Origin of the sequence: Allobosea sp. WAO (assembly GCF_001509835.1) — a bacterium.
Classification (GTDB): Bacteria; Pseudomonadota; Alphaproteobacteria; order Rhizobiales; family Beijerinckiaceae; genus Allobosea.
Window position 1 is genome coordinate 363,268 of record NZ_JXTJ01000003.1, and the last position, 18,881, is coordinate 382,148.

The following is an 18,881-nucleotide window of genomic DNA, read 5'->3' on the forward strand; positions in this document are numbered from 1 at the left end:
GGCTCGCGCCTTCGGCCTGTCCGGCGACCTCACAGGAACCTTTGAACCCCATGCCAAGCGACAGTCCCAGTCGACAGTCCTTGCCGTCGCCGGCCCGCCCGGGCGCCTGAGCCGTAAACCGGCAGGCTCGCCCGCGTTCGGCCGATCGACGGCCGAACGAAAGGAAGCGGGCCATGAACGCCGCTGTCACCGAAATCCTGCCCACCGTCGGCTTCGCCGCGTCGGCTCTCGCCGTCACGCTGAGCCGCGCCCATGTCGCCGACATCGTCGAAACGCTGAACGAGCACGAGCCGGCCTATGCGGCCGACGTCCTGCTCGATCTGCCGAAGGCGCGCGCGGTCGACGTGCTCGACCAGCCGGAACTGCGCGAGCCCGGCGCGATCCTGAAGGCGCTGCCGCTCGAGCGCGCCGTCGCCTTCATCCAGGCGATGTCGTCCGACCGCGTGGCCGAGCTGTTCCGCAACGATCTCTCCGAACCCGAGCGGCATCGCTACGTCGCCAAGCTCGACCACGAGACCAAGGCCGCTCTCGCTTCGCTGCTCGCTTACCCCGAGCACAGCGCCGGCGCGATCATGACGACGGAGTTCGTCAGCGTGCCGGCCGACTGGACCGTCGCGCGCACGCTGGACCATGTCCGCACCGTCGAGCGCACCCGCGAGACGGTCTATGCGATCTATGTGCTCGATCCCGTCGCCGGCGGGCTGCAGCAGGCGGTCGCGCTGCGCCGCCTGATCTCGGCCGAGCCGGGTGCGCTGGTCGGCTCCGCCGCCGGGCGGCGCGAGCCGGTCAGTGTCTCGCCGCTCACCGATCGCGAGGAGGTGGCGCGGCTGATCGCCAAGTACAACCTGCTCGCCGTGCCGGTGGTCGACGATAACGGCCGCGTGCTCGGTATCGTCACCGTCGACGACGTCATCGATGCGATGATCGCCGAGACCACCGAGGATGTGCACAAGCTCGGCGGCATGGAAGCGCTCGGCGTGCCCTACCGCGAGATCGGCTTCTTCAGCATGATCCAGAAGCGCGCTGGCTGGCTCAGCGTGCTCCTGCTCGGCGAAATGCTGACGGCATCGGTGCTGCAGCACTATGAGGGCGCGCTCGAGAAGGCGATCGTGCTGACCTTGTTCATCCCGCTGATCATGAGCTCTGGCGGAAATTCCGGCTCGCAGGCGACCTCGCTGATCATCCGGGCGCTTGCACTGCGCGAACTCCTGCCGGGCGACTGGTGGCGCGTCGCGCTGCGCGAGCTGCCGACCGGGATCACGCTCGGCGCGATCCTTGGGGCGATCGGCTTCGTCCGAGTCGTGCTCTGGCAGAAGGCAGGATTCTACGATTATGGCGAGCACTGGGGGCTGGTGGCCGCGACGGTCGGGGCGGCCTTGCTCGGCATCGTCACCTTCGGCTCGCTGACCGGCTCGATGCTGCCCTTCATCATGACGCGGCTCGGTTTCGATCCGGCCAGTGCTTCTGCGCCCTTCGTCGCGACCCTGGTCGATGTCTCCGGGCTGGCGATCTATTTCAGCATCGCCTCGCTGATCCTGACCGGGACGCTGCTTTAGCGGAACGAGCCGCGCCCGCCTTGTCCAGCGGGCGCGGTTCTTGCTTGAAGGCCACCATGGATATCCTGACCGAGCGGCTCTCGCTTCGCCCCACCAAATCCGCCGACGTGCCGGCGCTCTTCAGCTTTCTCGGCGACGCGCAGGCGATGCGGCACACCGCTCATTTCTCGACACTGCGCGCCTGCCGCCGCCACGTCGCCGGGCATGAGTGGCAGCGACGCCGGCTCGGCTGTGCGCCCTGGACGGTCCGGAGCCGGGCCGACGGGGCGATCATTGGCTGGGGAGGGCTGTTCGAGGACCCGTTCGATCCGGGCTGGGGTGTCGAGCTCGGCTACTGGTTCGCGCCCTCAACCTGGGGCACAGGCTATGCGAGCGAACTCGCGACGGCGAGCGTCGCCGAGGCGCGCGACCGGTTGCGGCTGCCGGAACTGCGGGCCTTCGCCCGCCCGGAGAATGTCGGTTCGTGCCGGGTTCTGGAGAAAGTCGGTTTCGTGATCGAGCGCTACGTGCCCGAGCTGGAACGCAATCTCTACCGGCACGCGCTCGCGCGCTGACCTCAGCCGGCCAGCACGCGCTGCGGCGGGAAGGTGACCTCGACCAGCGTGCCTTCCTTCTTGACGCTGGTGATGGTCAGCGCGGCGCGGTTGGCTTCGACCAGCGCCTTGGTCAGCGGCAGGCCGAGGCCCGTGCCGCCGGCCTTGCGTGTCGTCGGCACGCGGCGGAAGGGTTCGAGCGCCAGCGCGATCTCCTCATCGTCCATGCCGATGCCGGTATCGCGCACCCGCAGGATCGCCTCGCCCTGGTCGCCGAGTGCGGTCGAGACGATGACCTGGCCGCCGGCATCGGTGAACTTCACCGCATTGGAGAGCAAATTGAGCACGATCTGGCGCAGAGAGCGCTCGTCCGCGACGACGGGCGGCAGCTTCGGTGCCAGCCCCGAGCGCAGCACGACCCGTCCGCGCTGCGCCTCGGGCTGGAGCAGGTTCACCGCCGACAAGGCGATGTCGTTCAGGCTGACGCTGACGAAGTCGAGGTCGAGCTTGCCGGCCTCGATCTTGGCGAGGTCGAGCAGGTCGTTCACGAGGCTGATGACGTAGCCGCCCGACTGATGGATGTCGCGCAGATATTCCTTGTAGCGCTCGTTCTCGATCGGCCCGAAGCGCTCTTCGGCCATCACCTCGGCGAAGCCGATGATGGCGTTGAGCGGCGTGCGGATTTCGTGGCTGATCTTGGCGAGCACGTCGGATTTCTGGGCGCTGGCCTTCTCGGCCGTCTTGCGGGCCTCGACCAGCTCGCTCTCGGTCTTCTTCCAGGCAGTGATGTCGCGCAGCACCGCGCAGAACTTGCTGTCCGGGCCCTCCGCGATCCGGCCCATGGTCATGAACAGCGGGATGCGCCCGCCCTGACGGACCCGCCCAACGACCTCGCGCCCGTCATTCATCAGCGAGGCGACGCCGCCGCCGATCAACCCGTCGAGATAGTCGAGTGCGGGGGAGTGGCTTTCGGGCGCGAAGAGCAGGGTGAACAGCTCGCCCGCGACCTCGCGCTGGTCGTAGCCGAACAGCGCCTCGGCGCTCTTGTTGAGCGAGAGGATGCGGCCGCGGCCATCGACGGTGACGACGCCGTCGGTTGCGGTGTCGAGGACGGCGCTGAGCTCGGCAACGCGCGATTCGTTCGCGGAGCCTTCGAGTCTCAGCGAAGCGACGCGCGCGGCGGCCTCTTCCTCTTCGGCCTCGAACTCGGCGGCGAGCTCGTGCTGCTCGGCCTCTTCCTCCGACAGCAGCTTGAGGTCACCGCCCGGCACGCTGTTGCGGAAGGCCATCAGGGTCGCGGGTTCGCCCTGCCAGCCGATGCTGGAAAGCCTGCCGTCGACACTGACCAGCCCGCCCTTGCGGTCGACCAGGATCATCGCGCCGCCCGCGCTGCGGGTTGCGCCCTTGATCAGCCGGCTGACGCCGCCGGCCGCGGTGAGATCGTCGAGATCGGCATAGTCGAGCAGGTCGAGCAAGGTACGGTTGGCGTATAGCGCCGTCTCGTCGCGATTGACCAGCACTGCGATCGGCAGCCGGTCGAGGATCTCGGCATGGGCGTTGGCGACGCGCTGCCGGCCTTCGATGGCGGCTGGTGCAGGCTGTGCCTCGCTCTGGGCGTCGGCCTGCGCCTCCGCCTTGTTCTCTTCGCCCACCTTCAATGGCGCCGCGGCCGGCAGGCGCAACCCGGTCTCCTCGTCGTCACCGGCGATCCTCGCCCCGAGGGCCTTGGCGATCTCGCGGAAGGCGCTGCGCTCGGCCGAGGACAGCAGGGTCTTCGAGGGTTCTAGCACCGGGCGCACGCCGGTGAGCTGCCCGTTGCGCAGCGGCACCACATTGCCGGGGATCGGGGGCTTGTCGGCGGTCTCCGTGTTGGCAGCAGCCTCGGAGGCGGTAGGTTCGGAAACCTCTTCGTCCACGGCGGCCGTGGCGGGAGACACGGTTCCCTGTGAGGTTTCGTCTCTCACGGATTCTTCGTCGGCTTCGGCTGCCGCCGGCGCATCATTTGTGGTCGAAGCCTCGGCTCCGGCATCCAGCTCGGATTCGCTCGCCTCGGCTGCGTCGCGCTCGGACGTCGCGACGGGCTCGCTCGCTTCGGTGATGGCCGCGTCCGTAGCGCCTTCGCCGGCATCCGCGGTTGCCGGTTCGGCGGTCGGGACCGCGAGGTCGGCATCCGGCGCCAACGGCTGCGGCTCGGCCTCATCGGTGGAGGTGTGGGTGTCAACCGGGGCAACCTCGGCGATCGGTGTCGCCGATTCGACGATCGCTTCAGGCTCGGGGAAGGGCTCGTTCTCGCTTTGCCGGACAAGGCCGAAGCCGCGGAAGCCGGCAGGCGCCCGTTCCTTGTCGAATAGCGGGAAGCCGGAAAGCTCGACGCGCGCGCCTTCGCCAGGCGCAACGCGCCACATCACGGCGCGGCCGCTCCAGGTGTTCGAAGTCGCAAGACGTTCGGCAAGGTCGCCGTCGAGGTCGAGGATCTCGCGGCCGAGCAATTGGCTCCAGGTGCGGCCTGGGAGGGCCGCCGCCGCTTCCGCGCTAGCAAGCTCGGCGAACTCCGGCGAGGCGCTGGTGAAGCGGCCCTCGGCATCGCTTGCCCACAGAAATCGCAGATTGGCGCGGCGCCCTGGCACGGCAGGTGCCGGCGCTTCGCCAGCGGCGTTCTCGGCCGTCGCCTCGGCCTGTGCCGAAGCCGGGGCGATGGCCGCGGTCGGGGGGGCTTCCGCGGGGATGCTGATGCCGATTCGGCGCAATTCCGCGCCGGTGATGCCCAGAGCGAGTGTTAGGCCGGCCGGGCTTTCGATGAGCTTGCAGGCGCAGGTGACCATGCCGGAGAGGCCCGTGCCGAGGCCCAGGCGCTCGAGCCGGAGGGTGTCCGGCGAGGCGAGGCCACTGCCAAGGAGGCGCAGCCGGGCTTGCACCGCAGCCGGCAAACTGGCAGGTCCACGAGCGAGCAAGGCCTTGCCTGCCGAATTGGCGTGCAGAAGCTGCTGGCCGTCGAGCGACCAGAGCAGCAATGCCCCCCCGGCAACGAACGGCGCCATACCGCCGTCCAGCGTCACTGCGCTGCCCAAGGCCGTCCAATCCTGTTCGGATCCGCTCATTCCGTCCCGTTCTTCTCGGCGACTCTGCAATCGGGCGCGATTATGCCTAACAAATCTTTAATAGCGACCAAATCCTTGCGAAGCCATGCGGGAACAGGCGCTCTCCCCTGACGTTTCCAAACAGCGTTAATGTGGCTGGGAGGGCAGGCGCGCAGCGCGTTGTCATCGCATTGCAATAATGATATTGCAGTGCACAATAAAGCCTGGCGGAACATGCGGCAGGCCTCCGGTCACAACCATCAGGAGGATCGATCATGGACGGCAAGACCCCTTACGAGGTTCCTACCGAGATGCGCGAATTCGCCGAGAAGAGCGTCGACCAGGCGCGCAAGGCTTTCGACGGTTTCATCGGCGCCGCGCACAAGGCTGTCGATAGCGCTCATGGCTCGGCCGAGTCGGCCCGCGCCAGCGCCCAGGACGCGACCCGCAAGGCGATCGGCTATGCCGAGGCCAATGTCGCGGCCGCCTTTGAGCTCGCCCAGAAGCTGGTTCGCTCGCGCGACGTCAACGAGGTGCTGCAGCACCAGTCTGAGTTCCTGAAGACGCAGATGGCTTCCTTCCAGGCGCAGCTCAAGGATCTGGGCTCGGCGGTTCAGGAGGCTGCTGCCAAGACGGCCGAGACCGCGGCCAAGGCGACCAAGGTCAAGTAAAGCAGGTCAATTGACGCCGGCCTGCTGCCAGGGCGGAGCGGACTTTCATGATGCGTGGCCGGTGTCGAGCCGACCACGCGCTTGCAGGATCGCCTGGCCCGAAACATGAAGGAGAACGGTGATGGCGAAGCAGACTACGCCCGGCAAGGCTCCGATCAGCCTCGCTCCGGTCAAGGCGATGAGCGAATCGCAGCCCACCCCGAGCGCCGTGGCGGCGCCGGTTGTTCCATCGGCCCCCGCGCCGGCCGCTTCGGCTCCCGTCAAGGTCGAGCCGACCCCTGTCGTCCCCAAAGTTGCTGAGAAGCCCGCCGAGAAGCCTGCGGCAGTGGCTGCTCCGGCCAAGCCGGCCCCTGCCGCGCCTGCAAGCCCCGCGTTGGCTAAGCCTGGGCCCGTCGCGCCGGCCACCATGGTGGCAAAACCGGTCGTAGCCAATCCCGTCGCTGCCGCTGTCGCTGAAGTCGTTGCCGCAAAGGCCGCGCCGCTGAAGCCCCCTGCGCCCGCCGCTGCTCCGGCAGCGAAGAGATCGGACGAAAGCGCCGCCAAGACCGCGGCCAAGACCACCGCCGAGCCGGCGGGCAAGACCGTCGCGAAGGCGCCGAAGGCCAAGGCTCCGCCGCCCCGCACGGTAGCGGCCAGCGGTGTTGCCAAGGTGGCGGCGCCGCGTGCCAAGGTGGAGGCGCCGAAGGCGCCCAAGGCCGCGTCTGCCAAATCCGCTGCGGCCCAGGTTGTGGCGACCAAGGTGGTGCCTGCCAAGCCCGCACCTGCCAACGCTGTCGCGCCCGCGCCCCTTGCTGTCGCAGCGAAGGTGGTCGAGGTGGCAGCTGCTGTCCGCCCGGCCGTAGCAACGAAGCCGTTCATCGCCGCCATCGAGGTCATCAGCGAGCCGGTTTCGCCCTGGCTGAGCCAGACGCTGGCGCTGACCCGTGCCTTCGGCACGATCCAGGCCAAGGTGCTCGACCATGCCTGCGCCGAGCTGAAAGCGACGCTGGGCGAGATCGAGACTCTGGCCCGCACCCAGAGCGCGGCCGATGCCGTTGCGCTGCAGGCCAAGGCGTTCCGCCGCGGCTACGAATCGCTGTCGAGCCATCTCAGCGACCTCGCCGCGACCGCCCGCAAGGAGATGCCGCGCCCCTGATCGGCAGGCCGGTGCGAGTTCTGTGCACCGGCCGCAATTTCACCGTTGCATTCGGCGCGGCGCGGCACTAGGTTCCGCGCCGTCGCTGGATCGGCAACGAACCGGCGCCCGCCGGCCATGCCGGCAGGGATATGCATCGCGGATTTCGCGAAGCTGTGCAGCCATAGCTCAGTTGGTTAGAGCGCTAGATTGTGGATCTAGAGGTCCCCCGTTCAAGCCGGGGTGGCTGTACCATTCCCTCCACCAGGCCAGACATCGTTCGATTGCAGCGCGCCGCTCCGGCGGCCTAGTCTGCCGCGCAGGCCCCGTGCTGCGCTGACCCGCTCCTGGCGGGCCAATGCTACACATCGAATCCGTCAGGACCTGCGCCATGCCGATGAAGATCGACCGCCTCGACCCTGCTTCGCTCGCGCCGCCGGGGCGCTACTGCCATGTCGCGATCGTCAGCGCCGGCAGGCAGGTCCACATCTCCGGACAGATCGCGCTCGACGCGATGGGCCAGGTGGTCGGCGAGGGTGATCTTGCCGCCCAGGCCGAGCAGGTCTTCGCCAATCTGGCCGCGGGGCTCGCCGCCGCCGGCGCCGACTTCTCAAAGGTCTTCAAGACGGTGAGCTATGTCGTCGACCTGACGCCGGAGAAGGCGGCAGCGATCCACGGGGTGCGGGTGAAGTATCTCGGCGAGGGGCCTTATCCCGCCAGCACCATGGTTGGCGTCACCGCATTGGTCGATCCGCGCCTGCTGGTCGAGATCGAGCTGATCGCGGCGCTCGACTGAGCCTGGAACGCCTGCGGGCTTGAAGCCGGAACTGGCGCTCGCCATATCGTGAGCACGCAGTGGGGTTCGCCCGCTGCCGGCAGGGTGCTGCGCCAGCGGGCCCTGCGATCTTGAAGAGGCGCCTTTCAAAGGGCTTCGTGATGACGCGTCCGCCTAGCCTGTCGCATCCTTTCCTGCTCGGCTTCGATGATATCGAGCGGGCCCTCGACCGTGTCGCCAAAGGCGCCGGGGAAGGCTACCCGCCCTACAACATCGAGCGCATGCCGCGCACGGATAACGAACCCGACAAGCTTCGGATCACGCTCGCGGTGGCGGGATTCTCGCGCGAACAGCTCGAGATCACGCTGGAAGAGAACCAGCTCACCATCCGCGGTCGCCAGATCGACGACAAGACGCGCCAGTTCCTGCATCGCGGTATCGCCGCGCGGCAGTTCCAGCGGTCCTTCCTGCTCGCCGATGGCATGCAGGTCCTAGGCGCCGATCTTTCGAACGGGTTGCTGGCGATCGATCTCGCCCGTCCGGAACCGGAACGGCTCGTCCGGCGTATCGATATCATGAGCCGCGACTGAAGGAGGTCGGTTCGGGAACAGGCATGCGGTTTGCCTTCCGTTCATGATCATGAGTTCACAATCAAACCGCCTCGCACTGCTCTGAAGGAGGGCGCGATGACCGAGACCAGAAACACTCCCCTGACCACGGCGGAATTCGCCGCGCTCGGCGCCGGACAGGTCGCCTATCTCAAGCCGATGACCTCGGACGAGCTGGCGCGGATCTTCCCGCAGGCGCCGCATATCGAGCCCGGCCTGCAGCTCTTCGCGCTGCTCTCGGCCGATGGCGCGCCGATCCTGGTGACCGATTCGCGCGAGGCCGCGACGGCCAACGCCTGGGAGCACGACCTGAAGATGGTCAGCCTGCACTAGGCGCCCCGCGCCGCTCGGCCTTTCGGCCGGGCGGAAGAGGGCGCCGGCAGGGCGCCGGGCCATGCCTCAGACGGCTGCGGGGGCGATGCCCTCGACGGCCGCGACGAGGCGCTCGATGTCTTCCGGCGTCGACAGGCGGTGGTCGCCATCCTTGACCAGGGTCAGCACCACAGGGTCGTGCGGCAGATGCTCGACCAGCTTTAGCGCCTGGCCATAGGGCACGTCGGGATCCTTCATTCCCTGCAGGATGTGGACGGGGCAGCCGGTCTCGATCGGCTCGCCGAACATGAGATGCTTGCGCCCGTCCTCGATCAGCGCCCGCGTGATCGGGGTGGGCTCGGGCGAATACTCCGAGGGACGAAGCCAGACGCCGTCTTCCAGGATGGTCCGGCGAATCGCCTCGGGCATCTGCGCCCACATCAGTTCTTCGGAGAAGTCGACCGCCGGCGCGATCAGCACCAGCCCTGCCGGAGTCAGCCTTGCGTTTCGTTCGCGAAGGCGCCGCGCGGCGAGCAAGGCGAGCCAGCCGCCCATGGAGGAGCCGACGAGCACAGCCGGCCCCTCGACCTTCTCTTCCAGCACGGCGAGCGCGTCGCCCAGCCAGTCGGACAAGGTCCACTGCGCGAAGTCGCCAGATGATTCGCCGTGGCCTGCATAGTCGAAGCGGACGAAGCGCCGGCCCTTGGCCCGCGCCCAGGCCGCCAGAGCCTCTGCCTTTGTCGCCCGCATGTCGGAACGGAAGCCGCCGAGCCAGACCGCGGCCGGGCCGCTGCCGGGCTCGTCCAGCACGGCGATCTCGCGGCGCCGCTCACCCTCGCCGACGCTCAGAAATTGCGGTTGAGGCATATTCACCCTATTTCTCCTGTGACGAACCGCGGGAATCTGCACCGGGCCGCTGTGCTTCGCGCAAGCGCTATGCCCATCATGGCGCAGATAGCAAACCCGCCGTCTGCAAGAAGGCCCTTTCGAACGGTGACCACGACACTGCGCTCCGGCGCGCCACTCTCGCTGCCCTCGACCGAGACCCACCCGCTGAGTGGGCGCACGGTGCTGCAGATCATCCCCGATCTGGAGGCCGGCGGCGCCGAGCGCACCGCCGTCGACATCGCGGAGGGGCTGACGGAGGCCGGCGCCCGCGCTCTGGTCGCGACCGAGGGCGGCCGGCTCGTCGCCGAATTGCAGGCCAAGGGCGGCATCTGGCTGCCTTTCCCCGCCGCGTCCAAGAACCCGCTCGCCATGGCGCTGAACGTGCGCAAGCTCGCCAGGCTCTGCCGGCAGGAGCATGTCGATCTCGTCCATGCCCGCTCGCGCGCCCCGGCCTGGGTCGCGCTGGCGGCGACGCGGGCGCTGAAGCTGCCCTTCGTCACCACCTATCACGGCTCCTACAACAGCCGCTCGGCGGTGAAGAACCACTATAACTCGGTGATGGCGCGCGGCGACGTCGTCATCGCCAATTCCGCCTACACCGCCGATCTCATCCTGGCGCGGCACGGTTTTGCCCGCGATCGAATCCGCATCGTCAACCGCGGCACGGATTTCTCGGCCTTCGCGCCGGCGGCCGTCGGGCCCGAGCGGGTCAGCGCTTTGCGCCGCGCCTGGGGCGTCGAGCCGCATCAGCGCATCGTGCTGCTGCCCGGCCGGCTGACCGGCTGGAAGGGGCAGAAGGTCCTCATCGAGGCGGCACGCCTGATGCGCGATGCCGGCGACGAGGACACCGCCTTCATCCTTGCCGGCGACCCGCAAGGGCGCGACGGCTATGTCCGCGAGCTCGACGAGCAGATCGCCAAGGCCGGGCTGGAAAAGCGCGTGCGCCGTGTCGGGCATTGCAGCGATATGCCTGCCGCGATGCTCGCAGCGGCGATCGTCGCCGTGCCTTCGACGGAGCCGGAAGCCTTCGGCCGCGTCGCCGTCGAGGCGCAGGCCATGGGCGTACCGGTGGTGGTCTCCGATCTCGGAGCCGTGCCAGAGACGGTGCTCGCGCCGCCGCAGGTCGCTCCTTCCGAGCGCACCGGCTGGCGCATCCCGCCGGGCGACGCGCCGGCATTGGCTGCAGCGCTGCAGGAGGCGCTGGCCTTGCGTCCGTCAGCCAGGGACGCGCTGGCGCGGCGGGCGCGCCTGCATGTCGAGCGGCATTTCTCGCTGGCCGCGATGGTCAACGACACGCTGGATGTCTACTGCGCCCTGCTCGGGCGTTGAACCGGCGGACGGATGAGCAGGGTTCGCGGGCAAAAGCCTCCCCGCGAGCCCGCGATCTTCCGTTTTCGCCCGTCATTTGACTTTGCCGTCCATTGACAACGCTACGCGTTGTGCAATGTGTCTCATCAACGGCGCGTAGCGCGCCAATCACAGGAGAATACAGCCATTCGTCGTCCCTTCCGCGCCGCACCCACCCCGACCAAGGACGGGCCCCGCTCGAACCGCGACATTCGTGGCGTTCGTGATGTTCAGCTCATCGACGATACCGGCGTCAACCGTGGCGTGGTCTCGTTCTTCGAGGCGCTGAAGATCGCCGAGGACGCTGGTCTCGATCTGGTCGAGATCGCCCCGAACTCCGAGCCGCCGGTCTGCAAGATTCTCGATTACGGCCGCTTCCGCTTCCTCGAGCAGAAGAAGGCTTCGGAGGCGCGCAAGAAGCAGCGCACCATCGAGATCAAGGAAATCAAGCTGCGCCCCGGCATCGACAAGCATGACTACGACGTCAAGATGAAGGCGATGCACGGCTTCTTCGAGGAAGGCGACAAGGTCAAGGTGACCCTGCGCTTCCGCGGCCGTGAGATGGCTCACCAGGATCTCGGCGTGAAGGTGCTCGAGCGCGTCAAGGCCGACCTGGTCGACATCGCCAAGGTCGAGAGCGACTGGCAGCTCGAAGGTCGCCAGATGGTGATGGTGCTGGCGCCGAAATAGGCTGCCGCTTCGTCATGCGAATCCAGACAGGCCCGGCCCGCGTGCCGGGCCTTGTCATGTCTGGGGTCGCGATGCTTCGCTTCGGGTTCCCGAGCCAGCGCGAGGCCCTACGCCATGACCGTTCCGACCGTGACCGAACAGCGCCGCGACCTTGCTGCCGCCCTGCGCCTCGCCGCCAGGTTCGAGCTCAACGAAGGCATCTGCAATCATTTCTCGGTGGCGCTGCCCGACGGCCCGGACGGTCGACCGCGCTATCTGATCAACCCCTATGGCGTGCACTGGTCGGAGATGCGCCCGTCCGACCTCCTGCTGATCGACGAGCAGGGCCAGGTGCTTGAAGGGGAGGGCGAGGTCGAGGCCACCGCCCGCAACATCCATGTCGCCGCCCACAAGGCCAATCCGCGCCATGTCGCCGTGCTGCATGTCCACATGCCCTATGCCACGGCGCTGACCATGGTCGAGGGCGGCCGGCTGGAGATGGCGCACCAGACCGCCTGCCGCTTCCATGGCCGCACCCTTTACCAGGACCATTTCGGCGGACTCGCGCTTGATGAGGGCGAAGGCGAGGCGATCGTCGCGGCCAATCGCGAGCAGGGGCACGTCGATGTCACCTTCCTCGCCCATCACGGCGTCACCATCGGCGGGCCGTCGGTCGCGGTTGCCTTCGACGACCTCTATTTCCTCGAGCGCGCCTGCCGCCAGCAGGTGCTGGCGATGTCGACCGGCAGGCCGTTGAAGCTGATCCCGAATGACGAGATCGAGGCGACGGCCCGTGAATGGCGCCAGGTTCTGGTCTACCAGGCGACGAAGCATTTCGAGGCGCTGCGCCGGATGGAAGGGCTCTGAGTGGCGCTCAGGCCAGTAGTCGCTTTAGCTTCCTGACCGCGCTGTCCGGTGTGGTCAGCACTTTTTTGCCGGTCGCTGCCGCGACCGCCGGCGCGGCTCGCGCCAGGCTGAACTGGGCAAGGGCGATCAGGTCGCAGTTGGCGAGATCGCGAGCCGCCTCCGCCGCGAGCCGGTCATGTGTATCGCCGTCGCCGCGATCGAGCGCCGCCAGCGCGCCCTCCGCCAGCTTCGGCATGACGGCCAGCGTCACCGGAAACTCCGGCGGCATCGACTGAAGTGTCGGCGCAAAGCTGGCGAGGAGGCCGACCCGGCCGCCGATCCCTTCTGCCTCCTCGATCATCGCCTCGTTCGGCTTCAGTACGGGCATCGGCGCGAATTCGCGCTGCACCGCCCCGATGCAGGGGCCGAAGGCCGAGCAGGTGAACAGGATGCCGTCGGCGCCCGTCGCCTTCGCATAGCGCGCGAGGCTCAGGAACCGCCCGGTCATCGTCTCGGTGATCTCGCCGTCGCGGGCGAGGTCGGCCGAGAGGCTGTCGTCGAGCAGGTTCATCAGCCTGGCTTCGGGCCAGAGCCGCGCAAACGCCGCCTCGATCGGAGGCGGCGAATGGCGTAGCGCATGGATCAGCGCGATTCTCATCAAGCGGTCCTTATGCCAACGGCCAGTGACGCTGACGCGTCAGGCCGTTGCTCCAATCTGGATGTCTCAAATGCACTCAAAGGCTTGAGACATCCAGATGCGGAATCCCGGGGGCCAATTGCAATGGCTATCGGGATTATCGGATCGGGTGCGGGTATTGCAGTCCGCCCTTCGAAGCGAGGTCGTTGAGGCCGCGCTTCAATTGTAGCTTCGAGCCCATGCCGACATTGCGCTCGAAGCTCTCGCCGTAATTGCCGACATGCTTGATGATCCGGTAGGCCCAGTCATTGCTCAGGCCGAGCCCTTCGCCGAACTTGCCTTCGACGCCGAGCAGCCGCTTGATCTCGGGATTGGTCGATTTCAGCATCTCGTCGACATTGGCCTTGGTCACGCCGAGTTCCTCGGCATTGAGCATGGCATAGTGCGTCCACTTGACGAGGTTGAACCAGCTTTCGTCGCCGCGCTTCACCGCCGGGCCGAGCGGCTCGCGCGAGATCAGCGTCGGCAGGATCATGAAATCGTCGGGCTTGGAGAATTTCAGCCGCTCGGCGGCGAGGCCCGAGGAATCGGTGGTGAAGGCGTCGCAGCGCCCGGCCTCCAGGGCCTTGACGCCCTCTTCATTGGTCGCGAAGCCGATGATCTCGTATTTCAGGTTGTTGGCGCGGAAGAAGTCGGCGAGGTTCAATTCGGTCGTCGTGCCCTGCGTCACGCAGATCGAGGCGCCGCTCAGCCCCTTCGCCTCGCTGATGCCGAGCGCCTTGCGCACCATGAAGCCCTGGCCGTCGAAATAGTTGATGATCGGCCAGGACATGCCGGCCGAGGTGTCGCGCGACATGGTGTAGGTGGCGTTGCGGGCGAGCATGTCGACCTCGCCGGTCTGCACCACGACGAAGCGCATCTGCGGCGTCGTCGGCACGAACCTGATCTTGTTGGGATCGTTGAAGATCGCCGACGCGACGGCACGGCAAAGGTCGATGTCGAGCCCGTCCCAGCGCCCGTCAGGCCCCTGCAGGCCGAAGCCGGGCAAAGCGATATGGTTGCCGCAGATCAGCTCGCCGCGCGCCTTGACCCGGTCGAGCGTTCCCGATTGCGCCGCCGCCGGCGTGGACAGCCCGATTGCCGCGAGGCCGATCGCGGCGAGGCTCGCCTGTTTCAGTCGTTTCATCATAGTTCCCCTTGGTTGAGACGGGCTCTTTGGCGGCCCGCCTGGTGGTCTAGTCAGGCCGGCTGCACCGACCCCAGTGCCGCATCGACGGCGTCGCCCAGGCGCTCGACGATGGCGTCGACTGTGGCGGCATCGACGATGAAGGGCGGCGCGAGCAGGACATGGTCGCCCGCCGTGCCGTCGACCGTGCCGCCCATCGGATAGATCATCAGGCCGCGCTCCATGGCCGCTTCCTTGATCCGGGCATTCAGCTTGAGTGCGGGGTCGAATGGCGTCTTGCTCGCGCGGTCGGCGACGATCTCGACGCCCCAGAAATGGCCGCGCCCGCGAATGTCGCCGACATGGTGATGATTGCCGAAGCGCTCGCGCAGGCGCTGCTCCAACCTGGCGCCCTGGCGCCGGACATTGGCGAGGAGATCGTCGCGCTCGATCACCCTCTGCACGGCGAGCGCTGTGGCGCAGGCGAGCGGATGGCCGACATAGGTCTGGCTGTGCGGGAAGATGCCCGAGCCCCGCCGGACTGCTTCCGCGATCTGTTTCGAGACCAGCATGGCGCCGATCGGCGCGTAGCCGCCGCCGAGCCCCTTGGCGATCGCCATCAGGTCCGGCGCCACGCCCTCCTGCTCGCAGGCATGCAGCGTGCCGGTGCGGCCCATGCCGCACATCACCTCGTCGAGGATCAGGAGCACGCCATAGCGGTCGCAGATCTCGCGAACACGCTTGAAATAGCCCGGCGCCGCGGTGGCAGCGCCCAGCGTCGCGCCGACCACCGTCTCGGCAACGAAGGCGCAGACCGTCTCGGGGCCGAGCTCCAGGATCTTCGCCTCGAGCTCGTCGGCGACGCGCAGCCCGTATTGCTCGGCGGTTTCGTCGGGGCGGCGGCCGCGATAGTCGAAGCAGGGCGAGATGTGGCGCCCGGTCATCAGCATCTCGGCGAAGGCGGCGCGGTCCTTCATCCGGCCGCCGACCGCGAGCGCGCCCAGCGTGATGCCGTGATAGCTCTGCCGCCGCGAGATGAAGTTGACGCGTTTCAGCTCGCCGGTCTCGACGAAGTAGTGCCGTGCCATCTTCAGGCAGGCCTCGATCGCTTCCGAGCCCGAGCTGCAGAAATAGACCGAGCCCATGCCGGCCGGTGCCCGCGCGATCAGGTGGTCCGCGAGTTCCTCGGCTGCGTCGCTGGTGAAGAAGCTGGTATGGGCATAGGCGAGCTTGTCGATCTGCGCATGCATCGCGGCGAGCACGTCGGGATGACCATGGCCGATGCAGGAGACCGCGGCGCCGCCCGAGGCGTCGATATGCTCGCGGCCGTCGCGGTCACGCAGCACGACGCCGGTGCCCCCTTCGGCGACGGGATAGGTCTTGCCGAGGACCCGATGCAGGACATGGCTCATTTGCGGCCTCGTTTGGCGGCTCTGGGTTGGTGGAAGGTGCCGGTGGCGTGAAGTTCCGCCTCGTGGCGGGCGATGGCGGCGAGGGCGGCCGCGCCCTTGCGCGCCGTCATCAGGGCCGCCAGGCATTCGACCGCGGCGAAGGCCGGTGTCATCGTGTGGAAGAAGGACGGCGTCTCGGTCCGCACCAGGACCGTCGCATCGGCGAGCGCTGCGAGCGGCGAGAGCGGGCTGTCGGTCAGCGCGATGAGCCTCGCCCCCTTGGCTTTGGCGAGCTCTGCGGCCTGCAGGGTCAGGCGCGTATAGGGTGAGACCGAGACGGCGAAGAACGCGTCGCTGGGGCCGATCCGACGCAGAGCGTCGATGCCGCGCCCGCCTGCTCCGTCCGCCAGCACCGAACCGGCGCCGATCAGGTCACGGATATAGTCGAGCATGTAGGCGGCCGGGAAAGCCGAGCGCAGCCCGAAGCAGAACACGGTCTGTGCCTCGGCCAGCAGGATGGCGGCGCGTTCGAGCTGCGCCTGCGTGTCCGGTTCGCGCAGGGCCCTGAGATGGTCGGTGAGCGCTGCGAACATGTCCTGCGCGATCGCGCCGGCCCCTTCGTCGCCATGACGCTGCATCAATTCGCCGGCGCGGCCGGCAAAGCCCTCCGGGCGCTGCCGCAGGGCCGCGGCATGGATCGCCCGCAACTCGTCATAGCCGGAAAGGCCGAAGCGCTGGGCGAGGCGGGTCAGGGTCGCGGGCGAAAGGCTCGCGCGTTTCGCCTGCTCGCGGGTCGTCAGCAGCGCTACATCGGCAGGGTGATCTAGCACCCAGCGTGCCGCCGCCTGCAATTGCTGCGGCAATTGCTCGAGACCTGCGGAGAGGGCGGCGGTCAGATGCGGCTGGTCCACACGGCGACGCTAGCAGGCCGGGCTGCGATATGAAACATCTAATTCAGGAGCCGGAAACGGGCGCGTTTGTTTCGCTTCTTGCGAATGCACTCAAGGTCGGACGAGCAGCCCGGCGAGCAGGGCGTCGAAGGCGGCGATGGAATTCTGGGATGCCGCCCGGCCATCGGGTGCGTGGGCGATCCACTGCGCGGCATGCAGTGTCGCGCCGGCGATCAGCCGGGCGGCGGCCTCGGGGTCAATGGCCCGGATGACGCCGGCGTCGCGCAGCTTGCCGAGGCTGTCGGTCATCGAGGTGATGCAGGCGCTTTGCGTCGGCCAGGTCCAGGGATCGCCGAGCACGGCCGGCCCGTCCCGCAGCACGATGCGCTGGATTTCGGGTTCCAGAGCCATCTCGATATAGGCGGCGCATTCGTCGCGGAAACCGGTCCAGGGATCGGCCGCACGTGCCGAGACGGCGTTCAGCCGCTCGTTCATTTCGGCGTCGATCTCGGCGATGACCGCTGCGAGCAGCCCTTTCTTGTCGCCGAAATGATGATAGAGCGCGCCGCGCGTCAGCCCGGCCGATGCCGTCAGCTCGTCCATCGCGGTCTCGGCATAGCCGAGCGTGCCGAAGGCGTGGCGGGCCGCCGCGATCAGCTTGGCGCGCGTCTCGGCGATCATCTGCTGGCGTGGCCTGCGGCTCATCCCAACCCTCTTTGCGTACGCGCTGTATGTTAATTGACATGCGCAGTGTATGCAATTAGGCGTCCGCATACATGCCGTATGCGAACGCTGCGGCCTGCTACGGAGTCTCATAGTCAATGGCCAATCCCTATCGCGAGATCTTCCGCGCGCCCGGCGCTGTCGGCTTCTCGGCGGCCGGCTTCGTTGCTCGTCTGCCCGTGTCGATGGTGACGATCGGCATCGTCACCATGCTATCGCAGGCACGCGGCGAGTACTGGCTGGCCGGCAGCGTGGCCGCGACCTTCGCGCTCGCCAATGCGCTGATCGCGCCGCAGGTCTCGCGCCTCGTCGACCGCCACGGCCAGAGCCGGGTGCTGGTCCCCGCGACGCTGGCGACGCTCGTCGCGCTCGTTGGTTTGATGCTGGCGACACGCTTCGAGGCGCCCAACTGGGTTCTCTTTCTCTTCGCCGCGCTCTCGGGTCTGGAGCCGAGCATGGGAGCGATGGTGCGGGCGCGCTGGACCGAGATCTATCGCGGCACGCGGCATTTGCGCACTGCCTTCGCCTTCGAATCGGTGGTCGACGAGATGGTCTTCATGATCGGCCCGGTGCTGGCGATCGGCCTCAGCGTGGCCTGGTTTCCCGAGGCGGGACCGCTTGCCGCCACCATCCTGCTCGCCATCGGCATGACCCTGTTCGTGTTCCAGCGCAGCACCGAGCCGCCTGCCCACTCGCAGGCGACGAGTGCCGAGGGCTCGGCGATCCGCTTCGGAGCCGTGCGCCTCATCGCACTGGTGATGGTCGCCATCGGGGCGATCTTCGGCACGTCCGAGGTCACGACCGTCGCCTTCGCCGAGTTGCAGGGACAGAAGGCGGCCGCCAGCTTGGTGCTGGCCTCCTATGCCGCCGGCTCGCTGATCGCCGGCCTGATCTTCGGCGCCCTGCATCTGCGCCTGTCGCTGGCGCGGCAGTTCGTTCTCGCGATTGGTCTAGCCGCCGCGACGACGTTGCCGCTGCTCGCGGTCGGCTCGCTCTGGTCGCTGGCTGCGGTGTTGTTCATCGCCGGCGCCTCGATCTCACCGACCGTCATCGTCGCGATGGCGCTGGTCGAGCGCCATGTACCGCCCTCCAAGTTGACCGAAGGGATCACCTGGGTGATGACCGGCCTCGGTGTCGGCCTTGCCCTGGGCTCGGCGGCATCGGGCTGGCTGATCGACAACTACGGTGCGGCGAGCGGCTTCCGTGTCTCGGTCGTCGGCGGCTTTGCGGCGCTGGCCATCCTGTTGCTCGGCCTGCGAAAGCTGTCTGACGTAGCCTTGGACAGCTCGCGCCCGGCGCTCGCCTGAGCGGACAGGGCGGCCGCGCTTGCAAGGGCAGGGCTTTTCTGTCATATGCCCGGCCTTCGATCGCCCGGCTGATAAGGGCTGCCGTGGCGATCGTTATTTGCTTCCCGAAGCAAAATTCAAGCGGCGCAATTCGCGCGCTCGCGACCTATGAGGAGCTGAAATGCCCAAGATGAAGACCAAAGCGGCCGCTAAAAAGCGGTTCAAGATCACCGGAACCGGCAAGGTGCTCGCAGCCCAGGCCGGCAAGCGTCACGGGATGATCAAGCGGACCAACAAGCAGATCCGCAACCAGCGTGGCACGACGACCCTGTTCGAGGGCGATGCTGCCAACGTGAAGAAGTTCTTCCTCCCCAACGGCTGACGCCTGACAAC

19 protein-coding genes and 1 tRNA gene are annotated in these 18,881 nt (G+C 67.7%); 13 read left to right on the plus strand and 7 right to left on the minus strand.

All coding sequences use genetic code 11. From position 1 onward, the window contains the following. Nucleotides 1–173 precede the first annotated feature (173 nt). Nucleotides 174–1,556 (plus strand): magnesium transporter, encoded by a 1,383-nt coding sequence (gene mgtE / locus DK26_RS03295; protein WP_066468243.1) that lies wholly within the window; start codon nt 174–176, stop codon nt 1,554–1,556. A 56-nt stretch (nt 1,557–1,612) separates the two neighbouring features. After that, entirely contained in the window at nt 1,613–2,110 is a 498-nt protein-coding gene (locus tag DK26_RS03300) for a GNAT family N-acetyltransferase (protein WP_066468249.1), read from the plus strand. A gap of 2 nt (nt 2,111–2,112) precedes the next feature. On the opposite strand, the gene DK26_RS03305 is transcribed toward DK26_RS03300, so the two are convergent. Continuing rightward, entirely contained in the window at nt 2,113–5,187 is a 3,075-nt protein-coding gene (locus DK26_RS03305; protein ID WP_066468251.1) for a PAS domain-containing sensor histidine kinase, read from the minus strand. Nucleotides 5,188–5,441: 254 nt separating this feature from the next. Between DK26_RS03305 and DK26_RS03310 the strand changes: the two genes are divergently transcribed. The 6 genes from DK26_RS03310 (at nt 5,442) to DK26_RS03335 (ending at nt 8,667) form a co-directional block, all read left to right on the plus strand. Beyond that, on the plus strand, nt 5,442–5,837 hold the full coding sequence (locus tag DK26_RS03310; RefSeq protein WP_066468258.1) for a phasin: 396 nt from the start codon (nt 5,442–5,444) through the stop codon (nt 5,835–5,837). Nucleotides 5,838–5,958: 121 nt separating this feature from the next. Continuing rightward, complete coding sequence (locus DK26_RS03315) at nt 5,959–6,972, plus strand: hypothetical protein (protein WP_066468260.1); 1,014 nt, start codon at nt 5,959–5,961, stop codon at nt 6,970–6,972. A 157-nt stretch (nt 6,973–7,129) separates the two neighbouring features. Next, nucleotides 7,130–7,206, plus strand: a tRNA-His gene (locus DK26_RS03320). A 136-nt stretch (nt 7,207–7,342) separates the two neighbouring features. Then, nucleotides 7,343–7,747 carry a RidA family protein gene (locus DK26_RS03325; RefSeq protein WP_184231594.1) on the plus strand — a complete coding sequence of 135 codons (405 nt, stop codon included), beginning with the start codon at nt 7,343–7,345 and terminating at the stop codon, nt 7,745–7,747. Between the two features lie 140 nt (nt 7,748–7,887). Then, the gene (locus DK26_RS03330) at nt 7,888–8,316 is read left to right on the plus strand and encodes an Hsp20 family protein (protein WP_066468263.1); all 429 of its coding nucleotides are present in this window, start codon (nt 7,888–7,890) and stop codon (nt 8,314–8,316) included. 96 nt (nt 8,317–8,412) lie between these two features. Further along, nucleotides 8,413–8,667 (plus strand): DUF1150 domain-containing protein, encoded by a 255-nt coding sequence (locus DK26_RS03335; RefSeq protein WP_066468264.1) that lies wholly within the window; start codon nt 8,413–8,415, stop codon nt 8,665–8,667. A gap of 66 nt (nt 8,668–8,733) precedes the next feature. Here the strand turns inward: DK26_RS03335 and DK26_RS03340 are convergent, their stop codons facing one another. Further along, a complete protein-coding gene (locus DK26_RS03340) occupies nt 8,734–9,513 on the minus strand; it encodes an alpha/beta hydrolase (RefSeq protein WP_066468265.1) in 780 nt (259 codons plus the stop codon). Nucleotides 9,514–9,639: 126 nt separating this feature from the next. On the opposite strand from DK26_RS03340, the gene DK26_RS03345 reads away from it, so the two are divergent. The 3 genes from DK26_RS03345 (at nt 9,640) to DK26_RS03355 (ending at nt 12,417) form a co-directional block, all read left to right on the plus strand. Beyond that, entirely contained in the window at nt 9,640–10,863 is a 1,224-nt protein-coding gene (locus DK26_RS03345) for a glycosyltransferase family 4 protein (RefSeq protein ID WP_066468266.1), read from the plus strand. 165 nt (nt 10,864–11,028) lie between these two features. Next, nucleotides 11,029–11,571 (plus strand): translation initiation factor IF-3, encoded by a 543-nt coding sequence (infC, locus tag DK26_RS03350; RefSeq protein WP_066468772.1) that lies wholly within the window; start codon nt 11,029–11,031, stop codon nt 11,569–11,571. A gap of 114 nt (nt 11,572–11,685) precedes the next feature. Beyond that, nucleotides 11,686–12,417, plus strand: coding sequence for an aldolase (locus tag DK26_RS03355; protein WP_066468268.1), 732 nt, complete (start codon nt 11,686–11,688; stop codon nt 12,415–12,417). Between the two features lie 7 nt (nt 12,418–12,424). On the opposite strand, the gene DK26_RS03360 is transcribed toward DK26_RS03355, so the two are convergent. From DK26_RS03360 to DK26_RS03380, 5 genes are all read right to left on the minus strand, one after another. Further along, complete coding sequence (locus DK26_RS03360) at nt 12,425–13,054, minus strand: arylsulfatase (protein WP_066468270.1); 630 nt, start codon at nt 13,052–13,054, stop codon at nt 12,425–12,427. 136 nt (nt 13,055–13,190) lie between these two features. Continuing rightward, the gene (locus DK26_RS03365; RefSeq protein ID WP_184231614.1) at nt 13,191–14,210 is read right to left on the minus strand and encodes an amino acid ABC transporter substrate-binding protein; all 1,020 of its coding nucleotides are present in this window, start codon (nt 14,208–14,210) and stop codon (nt 13,191–13,193) included. A gap of 62 nt (nt 14,211–14,272) precedes the next feature. Beyond that, nucleotides 14,273–15,610 carry an aspartate aminotransferase family protein gene (locus DK26_RS03370; RefSeq protein WP_066468272.1) on the minus strand — a complete coding sequence of 446 codons (1,338 nt, stop codon included), beginning with the start codon at nt 15,608–15,610 and terminating at the stop codon, nt 14,273–14,275. After that, nucleotides 15,607–16,500 carry a MurR/RpiR family transcriptional regulator gene (locus DK26_RS03375; protein ID WP_066468273.1) on the minus strand — a complete coding sequence of 298 codons (894 nt, stop codon included), beginning with the start codon at nt 16,498–16,500 and terminating at the stop codon, nt 15,607–15,609. The genes DK26_RS03370 and DK26_RS03375 overlap by 4 nt, the downstream gene beginning before the upstream one ends. Nucleotides 16,501–16,590: 90 nt before the next feature. After that, the gene (locus DK26_RS03380) at nt 16,591–17,184 is read right to left on the minus strand and encodes a TetR/AcrR family transcriptional regulator (RefSeq protein WP_066468275.1); all 594 of its coding nucleotides are present in this window, start codon (nt 17,182–17,184) and stop codon (nt 16,591–16,593) included. Between the two features lie 116 nt (nt 17,185–17,300). Between DK26_RS03380 and DK26_RS03385 the strand changes: the two genes are divergently transcribed. Continuing rightward, nucleotides 17,301–18,509, plus strand: coding sequence for an MFS transporter (locus tag DK26_RS03385; RefSeq protein WP_066468278.1), 1,209 nt, complete (start codon nt 17,301–17,303; stop codon nt 18,507–18,509). A 160-nt stretch (nt 18,510–18,669) separates the two neighbouring features. After that, complete coding sequence (gene rpmI, locus DK26_RS03390) at nt 18,670–18,870, plus strand: 50S ribosomal protein L35 (protein WP_066468280.1); 201 nt, start codon at nt 18,670–18,672, stop codon at nt 18,868–18,870. The last annotated feature ends 11 nt before the right edge of the window (nt 18,871–18,881 follow it).